12 protein-coding genes are annotated in these 12971 nt (G+C 72.8%); 4 read left to right on the top strand and 8 right to left on the bottom strand.

The genetic code is table 11. From position 1 onward, the window contains the following. Nucleotides 1-28: 28 nt before the first annotated feature. Nucleotides 29-475 (top strand): pyridoxamine 5'-phosphate oxidase family protein, encoded by a 447-nt coding sequence (locus tag ACZ6AA_RS13690; RefSeq protein ID WP_468454070.1) that lies wholly within the window; start codon nt 29-31, stop codon nt 473-475. Here the strand turns inward: ACZ6AA_RS13690 and ACZ6AA_RS13685 are convergent. Then, the gene (locus ACZ6AA_RS13685) at nt 448-2049 is read right to left on the bottom strand and encodes a protein kinase domain-containing protein (RefSeq protein ID WP_468454068.1); all 1602 of its coding nucleotides are present in this window, start codon (nt 2047-2049) and stop codon (nt 448-450) included. The genes ACZ6AA_RS13690 and ACZ6AA_RS13685 overlap by 28 nt on opposite strands. Nucleotides 2050-2412: 363 nt before the next feature. On the opposite strand from ACZ6AA_RS13685, the gene ACZ6AA_RS13680 reads away from it, so the two are divergent. Next, a complete protein-coding gene (locus ACZ6AA_RS13680; protein WP_468454066.1) occupies nt 2413-4044 on the top strand; it encodes a protein kinase domain-containing protein in 1632 nt (543 codons plus the stop codon). Nucleotides 4045-4131: 87 nt separating this feature from the next. On the opposite strand, the gene ACZ6AA_RS13675 is transcribed toward ACZ6AA_RS13680, so the two are convergent. After that, nucleotides 4132-4815 carry a TetR/AcrR family transcriptional regulator C-terminal domain-containing protein gene (locus ACZ6AA_RS13675; RefSeq protein ID WP_468454064.1) on the bottom strand — a complete coding sequence of 228 codons (684 nt, stop codon included), beginning with the start codon at nt 4813-4815 and terminating at the stop codon, nt 4132-4134. 238 nt (nt 4816-5053) lie between these two features. Here ACZ6AA_RS13675 and ACZ6AA_RS13670 point away from each other — a divergent pair, with 238 nt between their 5' ends. Together ACZ6AA_RS13670 and ACZ6AA_RS13665 are read left to right on the top strand one after the other, a co-directional pair. After that, nucleotides 5054-5278: a hypothetical protein gene (locus ACZ6AA_RS13670; protein ID WP_468454062.1), complete on the top strand. Its 225-nt coding sequence runs from the start codon at nt 5054-5056 to the stop codon at nt 5276-5278. Nucleotides 5279-5494: 216 nt separating this feature from the next. Then, entirely contained in the window at nt 5495-5956 is a 462-nt protein-coding gene (locus tag ACZ6AA_RS13665) for a carboxymuconolactone decarboxylase family protein (RefSeq protein WP_468454060.1), read from the top strand. 170 nt (nt 5957-6126) lie between these two features. Here ACZ6AA_RS13665 and ACZ6AA_RS13660 read toward each other — a convergent pair whose 3' ends face one another. From ACZ6AA_RS13660 to ACZ6AA_RS13635, 6 genes are all read right to left on the bottom strand, one after another. Then, the gene (locus ACZ6AA_RS13660) at nt 6127-6666 is read right to left on the bottom strand and encodes a bacterial proteasome activator family protein (protein ID WP_468454058.1); all 540 of its coding nucleotides are present in this window, start codon (nt 6664-6666) and stop codon (nt 6127-6129) included. Nucleotides 6667-6856: 190 nt separating this feature from the next. After that, nucleotides 6857-7432, bottom strand: coding sequence for a hypothetical protein (locus ACZ6AA_RS13655; RefSeq protein WP_468481571.1), 576 nt, complete (start codon nt 7430-7432; stop codon nt 6857-6859). Nucleotides 7433-7721: 289 nt separating this feature from the next. Continuing rightward, nucleotides 7722-8717, bottom strand: coding sequence for an NAD(P)H-quinone oxidoreductase (locus tag ACZ6AA_RS13650; RefSeq protein WP_471458055.1), 996 nt, complete (start codon nt 8715-8717; stop codon nt 7722-7724). 220 nt (nt 8718-8937) lie between these two features. Further along, nucleotides 8938-10053 carry a potassium channel family protein gene (locus ACZ6AA_RS13645; protein ID WP_468454052.1) on the bottom strand — a complete coding sequence of 372 codons (1116 nt, stop codon included), beginning with the start codon at nt 10051-10053 and terminating at the stop codon, nt 8938-8940. Further along, entirely contained in the window at nt 10050-12149 is a 2100-nt protein-coding gene (locus ACZ6AA_RS13640) for a molybdopterin molybdotransferase MoeA (protein ID WP_471458053.1), read from the bottom strand. The genes ACZ6AA_RS13645 and ACZ6AA_RS13640 overlap by 4 nt, the downstream gene beginning before the upstream one ends. Then, on the bottom strand, nt 12146-12971 hold an 826-nt coding region (locus ACZ6AA_RS13635; protein ID WP_471458051.1), incomplete at its 5' end, for a DUF6457 domain-containing protein. The genes ACZ6AA_RS13635 and ACZ6AA_RS13640, both read right to left, overlap by 4 nt.

Below are 12971 nucleotides of genomic sequence, written 5' to 3'. Positions count from 1 at the left end.
GCGCGGGCCGCTGACGCAGGGTGGGGGAATGCCGACCGAAGAACAGCTCGCCTACGACCTGCTGCGGCGCACGGACTACGGCAGGGTGGCGACCAGCATGCGCGCGCTGCCCTTCCTTGCGGTGGCCCGGCACGTGGTGGTCGACGGCCGCATCCTGCTGCGCATGCACCGGGGCTTCGGCTACCACCAGGCGTGTGTGGGCAGCGTGGTCGCGTACGGCGCCGACAACCTCTCCACCGAGACGGCCCGCGAAGGCCAGTGGACGGTCCAGTTCGTCGGCATGTGCGAGACCTTCACCCCCACCACCGGCGAGCTGGAACTCTTCGGCCCGACCCCCCACTACGTGGACGGCGACCTCTTCGACCCGGTGTACCTCCGGATAGAGCCACAGCTCGCGAAGGTCCACACGCTCACGCGTGCCGCCGCCCCCGTGGGCAGTTGGTCCGCCTACTCCGTGTCGCCCTCGCCGCCCTGAGCGGCGCCCTCGTTGTTGCCCCCGTCATCCGTCGGATCGGTCGGATCCGTCGGCTCGGTGGCCGGGTCCGTCGGGTCGGTCGGCGGGTCCGTCGGGTCCGTGGGCGGGTCCGTCGGGTCGGTCGGCGGGTCCGTCGGGTCCGTGGGCGGATCGGTCGGCTTCGTGGGCTGCTGCGTGTCCTGCGTGGGCGGGCGCGTCCAGTCGCCGGTCTGCCCACCGCTCCCGTCCCCGCCGGGCTGAGTGGCCCCGTCGGGGGTCTCCTCTTCCTTGCTCTTGCTGGGCGACTTCTCCTGCGACTGCTTGGTCGAGGGAGTCGTAGGAGACTTGTCCTTCTTGTTGCTCTTGTCGTCCGCCGCGGACAGCGCGAAGGCGACGCCCGCGACGATCGCGATGACGGCGAGCACGGCGAGGATCCACACCTTGCCGCGCCCACGCCCCCGGCCACCGTCCCGGTGACCGCCGTCGAAGCCGCCGTCGTCGCCGCCCGGCGGCCGCAGCATCGGCCCGGGGATCGCCTGCGTACCGGAGTCGCCGGGGTGCGGCATGGCGGCCGTACCGGCGACGCCCATCGCCGGGGTGTGGCCGCCCTCGTGCATACCGGCCAGCTCGACCGGCCCGGTGTTCCAGGTCCCGGTGTGGCTGCCCTGCTCGGCGAGCATCTGCAGGCCGTACTGGACGAGACCGCGCATCTCCTCGGCGGTCTGGAAGCGGTCGTCCGGGTCCTTGGCGAGAGAACGCATGACGAGCCCGTCGAGTTCCGGCGGCGCCGCGTCGGAGACCTCCGAGGGCGGCACGGGAACGTCCTGGACGTGCTGGTAGACCACGGACAGCGGGGTCTCACCGGTGAACGGCGGCCGCAGCGCGAGCAGTTCGTAGAGCAGACAGCCGGTCGCGTACAGGTCGCTGCGGTGGTCGACGGCCTTGCCGAGCGCCTGCTCCGGCGAGAGGTACTGCGGCGTGCCCATGACCATGCCGGTCTGCGTCATCGTCGACTGCGCCCCGTGCAGGGCGCGCGCGATGCCGAAGTCCATCACCTTCACGGAACCGGTATGGGTGATGCTGACGTTCGCGGGCTTGATGTCGCGGTGCACGATGCCGTGCTGGTGGGAGTACGCGAGCGCCTCGAGGACACCGGAGACGATGATCAGGGCCTGCTCGGGGCCCGGCGCCTCCGCGTTGATCAGCAGATCGCGGATGGTGCGGCCCTCGACCAGCTCCATCACGATGTACGGCACGGAGTTGCCGTTGATGTTGTCCTCGCCGGAGTCGTAGACCCCGACGACCGCGTGGTGGTTCAGTCCGGCCACCGACTGGGCCTCGCGCGTGAAGCGGGCCTTGGAGACCGGGTCCTCGGCGAGGTCGGAGCGCAGCAGCTTGACCGCGACCGTACGACCGAGGCGGACGTCCTCGGCGGCGAACACCTCGGCCATGCCACCGCGGCCGAGCCTGCGGGTGAGCCGGTACCGGCCGTCCCCGACGAGCCCGCCATTGCCCCACATCTCGGGCACATCCGACATACCGCCGCCAGACGCCTCGGGGTCGGACGGGCCCTGAGCGCGCTGCGTCTGTGCCATCAGTCCTCGCCGTCGTTTCTGATCGTGGTCCGTCGTGTGAGGAGCGTGTACCGGATACGTGATAGAGCGGTACGGGGTACTCCGCCGTGCCACGCTACAGCCTTCGCGGGGCCCGCCGGTCCGAGCCGGACCGGCCATCAAACCCGCCGGGCGCCCCGAGGGGCAAACTTGTAACGCTTCCGAGACTCTTCTTGCGCGTACGGTCACGGAACGGGCACCGAGCTTGACGTGTCGGGGCCCTCGGGCAGACTTGGCCAGGAATAGCGGATCGATCACAGTCGAAAAGACATCGTCGATCGCACCCATAGTCACAGTCACAGCAGCGGCGCCGTCTCGCGCCCGCGCCGATGGGGGACGCACGACATGAGCCAGGACGGCGCTCAGGGCCGGTACGCGGGCAGTTCACTGGCCGGTGGCCGCTATCAGCTGCGCGATCTGCTCGGCGAGGGCGGCATGGCCTCGGTCCACCTCGCGTACGACACGGTGCTCGACCGACAGGTCGCGATCAAGACACTCCACACGGAGCTGGGTCGTGAGCAGTCCTTCCGCGAGCGCTTCCGCCGCGAGGCGCAGTCCGTGGCCAAGCTCACGCACACCAACATCGTGTCGGTCTTCGACACCGGCGAGGACGATCTCGGTGGCGCGACGATGCCGTACATCGTCATGGAGTACGTCGAGGGCAAGCCGCTCGGCTCGGTCCTGGACGCGGCGATCCACCAGTACGGCGCGATGCCCAGCGACCAGGCCCTGAAGATCACCGCCGATGTGCTCGCGGCCCTGGAGATCAGCCACGAGATGGGCCTGGTCCACCGCGACATCAAGCCCGGCAACGTGATGATGACCAAGCGCAACGTCGTCAAGGTCATGGACTTCGGCATCGCCCGCGCCATGCAGTCCGGCGTCACGTCGATGACCCAGACCGGCATGGTCGTCGGCACCCCGCAGTACCTCTCCCCGGAGCAGGCCCTCGGCCGCGGCGTCGACGCGCGCTCCGACCTCTACTCCGTCGGCATCATGCTCTTCCAGCTGGTGACCGGACGCCTCCCCTTCGAGGCGGACTCCCCGCTGGCCATCGCGTACGCACACGTCCAGGAGGAGCCGGTCGCTCCCTCCTCGATCAACCGTTCGCTTCCGCCCGCGATCGACGCGATCGTCGCCCGCGCGCTGAAGAAGAACCCGAACGAGCGCTTCCCGACCGCCGAGGCGATGCGCGACGAGTGCCTGCGCGTCGCCCAGTCGTTCCAGGCCCCTCTTTCCCAGGCCCCCAACATCGTGCCGGGCGCCCAGACCGCGAGCGGCGCGGGCGTCGGCTCCGCGGTGTTCCCGCCGGTCGACACGGCCGCGCCCGCCGCGGGCGGCGTCCAGACCCCGTACCAGCCGGGCCCCTACGGCCCCGCGACCCCCGCCCCGACCCCCACCCCGGGCTACGGCTACCCCCAGCCGGGCTACCAGACCCCGGCCCCCACCAACGCCTACGCCCCCCAGGCCGCTCAGACCCCGCCCCCCTACAACCTCTCCCCCCAGCCCGCGACCACCGCCCCGTCCCCCAGCGGCGGCTCCGGCGGCCGCAAGCGCAACATGCCGGTGATCGTCGGCTCGATCGTCGTGGCCCTCCTCGCCATCGGCGGCGTCATCGCGGCGGTCGCCCTGAACGGCGGGGGCGACGACGGCAACGAGGGCAAGGAATCCAAGAAGCCGGTGGCGGGCCACCGGGGTCCGGACCGCACCAGGACGGTCGAAAAGACCGTGTGCACCGAGCCGGACACCGCGTACAACGACCCGGACAAGATCAAGATGCCGGAGTTCGCCTTCAAGGACTGGCGTTCGGTGCTGAGCTGCCTGCAGGCGGCCGGCTGGCACTACGACAAGAACGAGGTCGACGAGAACACGTACGGCAAGGACACGGTCATGCGGACCGTGCCCAAGGCGGGCGAGGACATCGACCCGAAGAACGTGGACATCCAGTTCGACATCTCGTCGGGCGACCCGGCCTGACCACGCCTTCGGCCTGAGGCACTCACGGGGCCCGGCACGCGATACGCGTACCGGGCCCCGTCGTCGCATCCGGGCCGCCGCCCGGGTTCAGGAGGCGCGGCGTGCGGTGAGTTGGTTCTCGTAGCCGTCGAGGAGGGTGTGGAGGCCGTGGGTGAAGGTGTCCTCGGGGGTCGCGCCGAATTCGGCTGCGGGGGTTTCCAGGCGGGTGCGTAGGCGGGGGTAGGCCTCGGCCACCTCGCGGGCCTTCGTCATGAAGTCCGCGAGGCGTTGGGCCGGGTCGCCGTCGTCGCGGCTCAGGCGGCGGGTGAGGGAGGCGGTGGCGGCGGTGCCCAGGACGTTGCCGAGGACGAAGGTGAAGACGCCCGCCGCGGCCCGGTCCGCCTCCGCGCCGGTGAAGCCCGCGCCCTCGTGGACGGCCAGGCAGTGGTCGTCGTACCGGGCCTTCGCGGGGCCGTAGAACAGGTACGAGCCGAAGGCCTGCACCAGCCACGGGTGGCGCGTGCACATGTCGCGCAGCCCGACGGCCATCGAGGTGACCGCCGCCCGCCAGCCGACGGCGGCCGGGTCGGCCAGCTCGATCTCGTTCCACACCTCGTCGCCGACGAGCTGGACCAGGTCGTCCTTGTTCTTGACGTGCCAGTACACCGCGGTCGCCGCCGAGTCGAGGCGCTTGCCGAGGCTGCGCATGTTCAGGCCTTCCAGGCCCTCGTCGTCGAGCAGCTCGACGGCCGTCCTGATGATCTGGTCCTTGGTCAGCGTGTGGCGCGGCATGGACCGACCTTAGGCCCGCGCTCCTTCTCGCACAAAGTTCAGGAGCAGGTTTATTGAACTAAGTGCAGGACTCTATTGCACTTAGTTCAAGTCGTGCCCTACGGTCTTCCTGTACTTAGTTCAATTCATCGCCGCGGGGCCCGTCCCCCCACCCACACGTCCCGCAAGGAGACCCAACCTCGCGGACCACGGCTGGTCCCACCCGCTGACCTGGGTCCTCCAGTCCCTCGTCATCGCCATGAACGCCCTGATCCTGCACAGCAACCTGACCGCGACCCGCTCCGTCGAGACCGCCTTCCGGCGCAAGGGAGACCCCGTGCTCGCCCGCATCGACGTGGCCGCGTTCCTCAAGGCCGCCGAGGGCGCGTTCCCCGGCTGGGTGACGGTCCTGCAGAACATCCGGCACGCGGTGGTGTTCGCCGGGTCGGCGCTCGCGCTGGTCGGGATCGCGGTGGCGGGGTGATGCGGGGCGGGGTGACACGGGGCGGGGTGAGGGGGCGCGGGCCCCCGCCCCGAGGCCACAAAAACTTTTTCCCCGCACCGGTCACATTCGCCTCGCGCCCTCCGTCAGTGAAGTGAAGCAGGGCGGCGAGGCACCGACCGGGCCACAGCCACCACGTACACGTACACCAGCGTCCACACCCCTCCACATCCGCTCCTCACACATAAGGAAACGACCATGCAGGCACGTATGAAGAACCCGGCTTTCGTCCTCCCCGACGGCATCAAGGGCATCGGCACCCTCTTCAAGGCCATCGGCGACAGCGGCCTCCCCCACGAGCTCCAGGAGATCGTGGGCCTGCGGGCCAGCCAGATCAACGGCTGCGGCGCCTGCGTCCACAGCCACACCGAGAACCTCGTCAAGGCCGGGACCGGCACGGAGCGGATCGCCGCCGTGGCCGCCTGGCGCGACGCCCCCTTCTTCACGGACGCCGAGCGCGCCGCCCTCGCCCTGACCGAGAACGTCACCCGGCTCGCCGACCGCTCCACCGAGTCCGTCCCTGACGAGCTGTGGGACGAGGTCGCCGACCACTTCGACGAGCGGGAGCTGTCCGCCCTGATCCTCGTCATCGGCGTGACGAACCTGTTCAACCGCATCAACACGACGATCAAGGAGCCTGCCGGTACGACGTGGGGCTGAGCCCATGGGGCACGCGTACAGCCCTCCATCGGCACGCGTACGAAAGGGGCCCGGCACACGTCCTGTGTGCCGGGCCCCTTCGCGCTACGAACTGTGCCTCACAAGGCCCAGAAGCCCTGGAGGTCTTCGACGTCCTGGAGGTCCTCGACGTCCTGGAGGTCCTCGACGTCCTAGAGGTACGGGCCGCCGCTGCGGCCCGCGATGCCGCCGTCCTCGCCGTCCTCGCCGCCGCCCACACCCGGCGGCAGCGCCCGGCGCATCTGCTCCAACTGGGCCCGCGCGGCCATCTGCTGGGCGAACAGCGTCGTCTGGATGCCGTGGAAGAGGCCCTCGAGCCAGCCCACCAACTGGGCCTGCGCGATCCGCAGTTCCGCGTCGCTCGGCGTCGCCTCCTCGGTGAACGGCAGCGAAAGCCGCTCCAACTCATCGACGAGCTCGGGCGCGAGGCCGTCCTCCAGCTCCTTCACCGAGCTGGCGTGGATCTCCTTGAGCCGCACTCGGCTCGCCTCGTCCAGAGGAGCGGCGCGCACCTCTTCCAGAAGCTGCTTGATCATGCTGCCGATGCGCATGACCTTCGCGGGCTGCTCGACCATGTCCGTCACCGGGACCTCGCGGGACTCGTCGTCTCCGCCACCGAGAGCCATTCCGTCCTGGCCCACGACCAGGACCTGGGGGTTCTCCGGCGACCGTTCGTTCCTCGGCATCTCCATGCCGCCATTCTCTCGCACCTGTTGTCCACACATCCGTGGTGCCCCCATCGGAAGATGATCCACCGTGTACGGGGACGCGGGTGTTGTCCACCGGGGCGGGCGCGGGGCTCGCGCGGGCGGGACTGCGCCGGTCGGGTGAGGGGTGGCCGGCGGGCCGCGCCCGGGTGGTTCCGCCCCTGCCGCGCCTGGCTCAGCCACGGCGCAGACGCAGTCCGAGGAAGCCGAGACCCAGGCCGATCAGGACCATCCCGCCGCCGAGCGGCAGGACGCGCAGGCCGGGGAACGCCGGCCCTTCGGCAGCCCGCTCCCGGGGCGCGTCGGCCGTGCCGGGCTCGACGGGAGCCGTCCGCGGGCGCTCGGGCCTGCGGACCTCGCGGGGCGGGGGCGGCAGCGGCCGCCAGACGGCGGGGTCGGGCACGGCCACGGGTTCCTCACGCCCGGGCCGCAGCCGCCCTTCCCCCGCCCGATTTCCGGCGAGGGAGCCGGTGCCGTAGTAGGGGGCGGAGGCGGTGGGGGACGGGGTGGTGGGGGTGGGGGGTGCCGTGGTTGCCGTGGGTGCGGCAGGAACTGTGGGGGCCTCGGGAGCGGCAGGAGCCGTGAGGGCCTCGGGAGCGTTGAGGGCGGCGGGCGCCTTCAGGGTGGCAGGGACGGCGGGAGCGGCAGGCGCCGCGTACGCCGTCGACGTACCGAGTCCGGCGGGGAGCAGCAGCGCGAGCAGCACCGGTGGTCCCGCCGCGCGCAGCGCACCCCGCAGCCGTGAAGTCACCGCGCTGGCCCCCTCCCGGTGCCGGGTCTTCGCCGAGATCGCAGAGCGCCCGGATCCGCGCCGCGGGCGGGATCAATGGGCGTACGGCCAGCGTCACATGAGGTGCGGCATCCGGCATCTCGGGTGGGACCGGTCCCCCGGGGGACCGGGGCCGGGGCAGGAGCCCCGGTCCCAAGGCGGGAGGCCCGGCAGTGGGCGCCCCCGGCGAGGGGCCAGCCCCGCGCCGGTGCGGGGCCGGACCGGCGGTGGGCCATTCGCCCCCGGCGCCCTCAGGCCGTCCCCAGCATCCTCAGGCCGTCCCCGGCTGCTCCCGCACGAGGAGCACCTTGCCGATGTGCCCGCTCTCCTCGAGCACCCGGTGCGCCGCCGCGGCGTCCCGCATCGGGAGGGTGCGGTCGACGATCGGGCGGACCTGGCCCGCGCCGATGAGGGGCCAGACGTGCTCGCGTACGGCCGCGACGATCGCCGTCTTCTCGGCCACGGGGCGGCCGCGCAGGGAGGTCGCGGTGATGGCGCCGCGCTTGCCGAGGAGCGTGGCGATGTTCAGCTCGGCCTTCACGCCGCCCTGCATGCCGATGATGGCGAGGCGGCCGTTGACGGCGAGGGCGCGCACGTTCCGGTCCAGGTACTTGGCGCCCATGATGTCCAGGATCACATCCGCCCCGGCGCCGTCCGTGGCGGCCCTGACCTCCTCGACGAAGTCCTGCTCGCGGTAGTCGATGAGCACGTCGGCGCCCAGCTCCCCGCAGTACGCCAGCTTCTCCTTGCCGCCCGCCGTCACCGCCACCTTGGCGCCGACGGCCTTCGCGAGCTGAATCGCCATGGTGCCGATGCCGCTCGCGCCGCCGTGCGCGAGGAGCGTCTCGCCGGGGCGCAGGTGGGCGACCATGAACACGTTCGACCAGACCGTCGAGGTGACCTCCGGCAGCGCGGCCGCGGTGACGAGGTCGACGCCGTCCGGCACGGGCAGGACCTGCCCGGCGGGCACGGCGACCCGCTCCGCGTACCCGCCGCCCGCCAGCAGCGCGCACACCTCGTCGCCGACCGACCAGCCCGCGACACCGGGCCCGAGCGCGGCGATCCGGCCCGAGCACTCCAGGCCGGGGTACGGGGACGAGCCGGGCGGCGGATCGTAGAACCCCTGCCGTTGCAGCAGGTCGGCGCGGTTCACGGCACTGGCGGCCACATCGATGAGGACTTCGCCCTCGCCGGGTACGGGATCGGGGACCTCGGCCCACTGAAGCGCCTCGGGTCCGCCGGGTTCGGGGATCGTGATCGCATACATGCGGGCGAGGCTACTCCGGGGCGGGCGAGAGCCACGGCTTGTCCCGGCCGAGCCGACGCCAAGCCCGATACCGAGGCCGACGTCGAGCCCGACTCCGGGGCCGACGCCGAGCCCAACGCCGAGCCCAACGCGGGGGCCGATGCACAGCCCCGCACCCAGCCCCACGCCCGGCCCCGTTCCGAAGCCGCCCGCGACTCCGCCCAGCCCCGGTCGCCGACGCTCAGCCCTGCCGGGGTGACCGCCACGCCTCCGTCGCGGCCGGGGGCGGCGCCACCGTCGGGGTCGGCGACGCCCGCACGATGGTGATCAGACGGTCCGTCAACTGCAGCTCGCCGATCGCCGGATCGTCGTAGCCAAGGACCCGATGGCCGCGTACGACACTCACGACCAAGTCGTCCGTCTCCCGCACACCCCGTCCCACCTCGGCCTTTATCACCGGCCGTTCGACGAGGTCGAGCCCGCTGCCCTGCTGGATCAGGTCCTCCATGACCAGTCCCGCGCTGGGGCTGAGCACCGAGAGGCCGAGCAGTCGGCCCGCCGCGCTGGCGCTGGTGATGACCGCGTCGGCGCCGGACTGGCGCAGCAGCGGCGCGTTCTCCTCCTCGCGCACCGCCGTCACGATCTTTGCCCCGCGGTTGAGCTGCCGCGCGGTGAGCGTGACGAGGACCGCCGTGTCGTCGCGCTGGGTGGCGATGATGATCTGGCGGGCGCGCTGCAGTTCGGCGCGGAGCAGGACATCGCTGCGGGTCGCGTCGCCGACGACCCCGGCGAAGCCCTCCGCCGTGGCCGCGTCGACGACCTTCGAGCTCGGGTCGACGATCACGATCTGCTCGGGCTTCAACCCGGTCGCCTGCAGCGTCTGCACCGCCGACCGGCCCTTGGTGCCGAAGCCGACGACGACGGTGTGGTCACGCAAGTTGGACCTCCAGCGGGACAGCCGCCATTCTTCGCGGGTGCGTTCGGTCAGCACTTCCAGGGTGGTGCCGACCAGGATGATCAGGAAGAGCACGCGCAGCGGCGTGATCAGCACGATGTTGGTGAGCCGCGCGCTGTCGCTGTGCGGCACGATGTCGCCGTATCCGGTGGTGGAGAGCGTCACGGTGGCGTAGTACGAGGCGTCGAGGAGGTCGACCTCGTTGTTCGCGTTGTCGTGGTAGCCCTCGCGGTCGATCCACACGATCAGGATCGTCAGCGCCAGCACGCACAACGCCATCAGCAGCCGCCTGCCGACCTGGACCAGCGGACGCTCGACCACTCGTCTGGGCAGTTTGACCCTATGCGTCACCAAATGCTCATCGGCTTGGCGCGCGATGGCGTCATGGCCGGGAAGTTTCACGTGAAACACACCTCGTCGTCGGGGCCACCGATACCCAACTCGCCGGGCAGGCCGCCCGGTTCGGTCCAGGGCAGATCAAGGATCTCCAACTCCTGCCCCCGCCGCGCGCCACCCGGCGGAACCACCGCGAGCCCGTCGGCGACAGCGATGCCCCGCAGCATCGCGGGGCCGTTGTAGTGCAGCGGCACGGCGTACTCCCCGCGCAGCGTGACCGGGACGAGCCGGGTGTCGTGCGGATGGCCGTGTACGTCCTCGCGCAGGGGCGCGGCGTACGGCTCCGGGGCGGGGCGGCTCGCGAGCCCGCGCAGCAGGGGTTCGGCCAGGGTGAGGAGGCCGGAGACGGCGGCGAGGGGGTTGCCGGGGAGCCCGACGAGGTGGCGCCCGCCCGCGCTGTCGACTCCGTCCGCCCCGCCCTTCCCCTCCGCTCCGCAGGGGAGGCGGGCGAGCAGCATGGGGTGGCCCGGGCGGACGGCGACCCCATCGACGAGCAGTTCGGCGCCGAGGCGGCGCAGCGTGGGGTGGACGTGGTCGACGGGCCCGGACGCGGTACCTCCGGTCGTCACGAGGACCTCGGCCGTGGAGGTGGCGAGGGCTTCGTACAGCGCCTCGGCGTCGTCCCCGAGCCGCCGCACCGCGGTCACCTCCGCACCGAGGGCCCGCAGCCACGGCGGCAGCATCGGCCCGAGCGCGTCCCGGATGAGGCCGTCCTGGGGCAGCCCCTTGGTCAGCAACTCGTCTCCGAGGACGAGGACTTCGACCCGGGGGCGGGCGGCGACGTACAGCGCGTCGTATCCGGCGGCGGCGGCGAGGCCGAGCACGGCCGGGGTCACGAGCGTGCCGGGCGGCAGAAGCCGTTCGCCCGCCCTGCACTCCTGGCCGCGCGGCCGGATGTCCTGCCCAGGTACGACCTCCCGCTGCGCGTGCAGCCGTCCCTTGCCGTCGACATGCCCATGCTCGCTGCGGATCACGGCGGTCGTGTCGCGCGGGATCCGGGCCCCGGTCGCGATCCGCACGGCCTCCCCGTCACCCAGCGGCTCAGAACTGCCCTGCCCCGCGAGAATCCCCTCGTCCAGCACCCCCCAGGGCCCCGGCCCCGCCACGGCCCACCCGTCCATCGCGGAGGTGTCGAAGGAGGGGAGGTCGGTGAGGGCGGTGAGGGGGGTGGAGAGGGTGCGGCCGAGGGTTCGAGGGAGGGGGAGGGGGGTTCCCGCGGGGGCGGTGGGCGGGGTGGGGTCGGCCGACGGTCCGGTGAGCGGGGGCGTCGATGTGGCCTGGGCGGCCGTTGAGGCTCCGGCGCGGCGCGCGAGGGCACGGGCATCTGGCCAGGGGGTGGCGCGGGTGTGGGGCCTCGGGGGTGCGGAGGGGTTCGGGGCTGAGGGTTGTGGGGTGTTGGCGGGGGTGGGTGCCTGCGCGGTGGGGGTGTTGGGGCGGGGCCGGGGGGTGTGGGTCTCGTTGCTCGGGGGGCTGGGTCGGCTGCCGCCTGGGGCTGCGGGTTGGTCGCCCGGGGTGGGGCGGGGGGTGCCGGGGGGTGAGGGGTGGCCGCCTGGGGTGGTGGAGCGGCCGCCGGGGGCTGTCGGCTGGCCGCCTGGGGCGGTGCGGCGGTCGCCGGGGGCTGTCGGCTGGCCGCCTGGGGCGGTGCGGCGGTCGCCGGGGGCTGTCGGCTGACCGCCGGGGGCGGCGCTGCGGTCGCCGGAGGCGTCGGCGCGGGCGCCGGGCGGGGCGGGAGGAGGGGCGGAGGCGTCGGGCCAGGGCCCGGTGGCGGTGGGGTGGCCGCCGGGAGCGGGGGGCCAGCCGCCGGGTGGGGTGAGGGGGTCGGACGGGGTGTTGGCGCTGGTGTCGGGCGGGTCGGATTGTGCGGCGGGGGCGCTGCGCCGGGTTCCCGGGGTACGGGGGGCTGCGGGGGGTACGTGTGCGGATTCCGGGTCGTCCTGGTGGTGCGGGTCGTCCGGGTGGCCCCGACGGTGGGGGTGGCCCGGGACGCCTGAGTGGTCCGCGTGGTCCGGCCGGGCGGCGCCCGCCCCGGTCCTGGCCCGGTCCTCGTTCACCAGGGCGAGGGCCTCGTCGAACTCGGCGTCGGCCGCGTGCTGCCCGCTCATCGGGGGTCCGGCTCCGTGCCGGAGGGGTCGCCGGGGGACGCGTTGGGCGCGTGCGTATCGGAGGGATCCTGCGTACCGGGGGGATCCTGCTTGCCGGAAGGGCCCTGCTTGCCGGAGGGGCCCTGCTTGCCGGAGGGGCCCTGCTTGTCGGAGGGGCCCTGCTTGTCGGAGGGGCCCTGCTCGCCGGACGAACTCGGCGTACCAGAAGCGGGCTGTGTGCCGGACGGCGTCGACGTACCCGCGCCGGAGGCCGACGCGGCACCGGGCCCGTCCGGCTGGTCCTCGTCCGCCCACCGGACGGCGAGCGCGGCCGCCTTGCGCGCGGCCTCCGCCACGGCCTCCGGGCCGCCCCCGCCCGCTGTGGCAAGGGCAGCCGCGTACCCGACGAGGAACGTGGTCAGGGGCGCCGCGGGCCGGGCCACCCCGTGCGCCGCGTCGCGGGCGAGGTCGAGCAGGATGCCGGTGTCGACGTCGAGTTCGATGCCCAGTTCGTCCTTGACTGCGGAAATCCATTCATCCAACACGTGCCCATGCTCCCTGATCCGCGCGCGGGCCGTGGCGATGTCGTCCCAGGTGTCGCAGTCGAACGCGGCGAGCGGGTCGGTGATGCGGACGAGCGCGAGGTGTGCGATGAGCCGCCGCAGGGGCAGTCCGGTGAGCCCGCGCGAGCCTTGGGCCCCACCGGACGAGGGCGCGCCACGGCCCACCTGGCTGGCGGTGGCCTCCGTGGCCTCCGTGGCCTCCGTGGCCTCCGTGGCCTCCGTGGCCTCCGTGGCCTCCGTGGCCTCCGTGGCCTCCGTGGCCTCCGTGGCCTCCGTGGCC

It is taken from the genome of Streptomyces sp. NPDC040610 (genome assembly GCF_055594065.1).
The sequence above is the reverse complement of the archived record's forward strand: the minus strand, read 5'-3'. Positions and strand labels throughout refer to the sequence as shown.

Bases quoted from the DNA above. Each gene is read 5' to 3' on its own strand.
- ACZ6AA_RS13690 (WP_468454070.1), top strand. From the start codon at position 29: ATGCCGACCGAAGAACAGCTCGCCTACGACCTGCTGCGGCGCACGGAC.
- ACZ6AA_RS13685 (WP_468454068.1), bottom strand. From the start codon at position 2,049: ATGGCACAGACGCAGCGCGCTCAGGGCCCGTCCGACCCCGAGGCGTCT.
- ACZ6AA_RS13680 (WP_468454066.1), top strand. From the start codon at position 2,413: ATGAGCCAGGACGGCGCTCAGGGCCGGTACGCGGGCAGTTCACTGGCC.
- ACZ6AA_RS13675 (WP_468454064.1), bottom strand. From the start codon at position 4,815: ATGCCGCGCCACACGCTGACCAAGGACCAGATCATCAGGACGGCCGTC.
- ACZ6AA_RS13670 (WP_468454062.1), top strand. From the start codon at position 5,054: ATGAACGCCCTGATCCTGCACAGCAACCTGACCGCGACCCGCTCCGTC.
- ACZ6AA_RS13665 (WP_468454060.1), top strand. From the start codon at position 5,495: ATGCAGGCACGTATGAAGAACCCGGCTTTCGTCCTCCCCGACGGCATC.
- ACZ6AA_RS13660 (WP_468454058.1), bottom strand. From the start codon at position 6,666: ATGGAGATGCCGAGGAACGAACGGTCGCCGGAGAACCCCCAGGTCCTG.
- ACZ6AA_RS13650 (WP_471458055.1), bottom strand. From the start codon at position 8,717: ATGTATGCGATCACGATCCCCGAACCCGGCGGACCCGAGGCGCTTCAG.
- ACZ6AA_RS13640 (WP_471458053.1), bottom strand. From the start codon at position 12,149: ATGAGCGGGCAGCACGCGGCCGACGCCGAGTTCGACGAGGCCCTCGCC.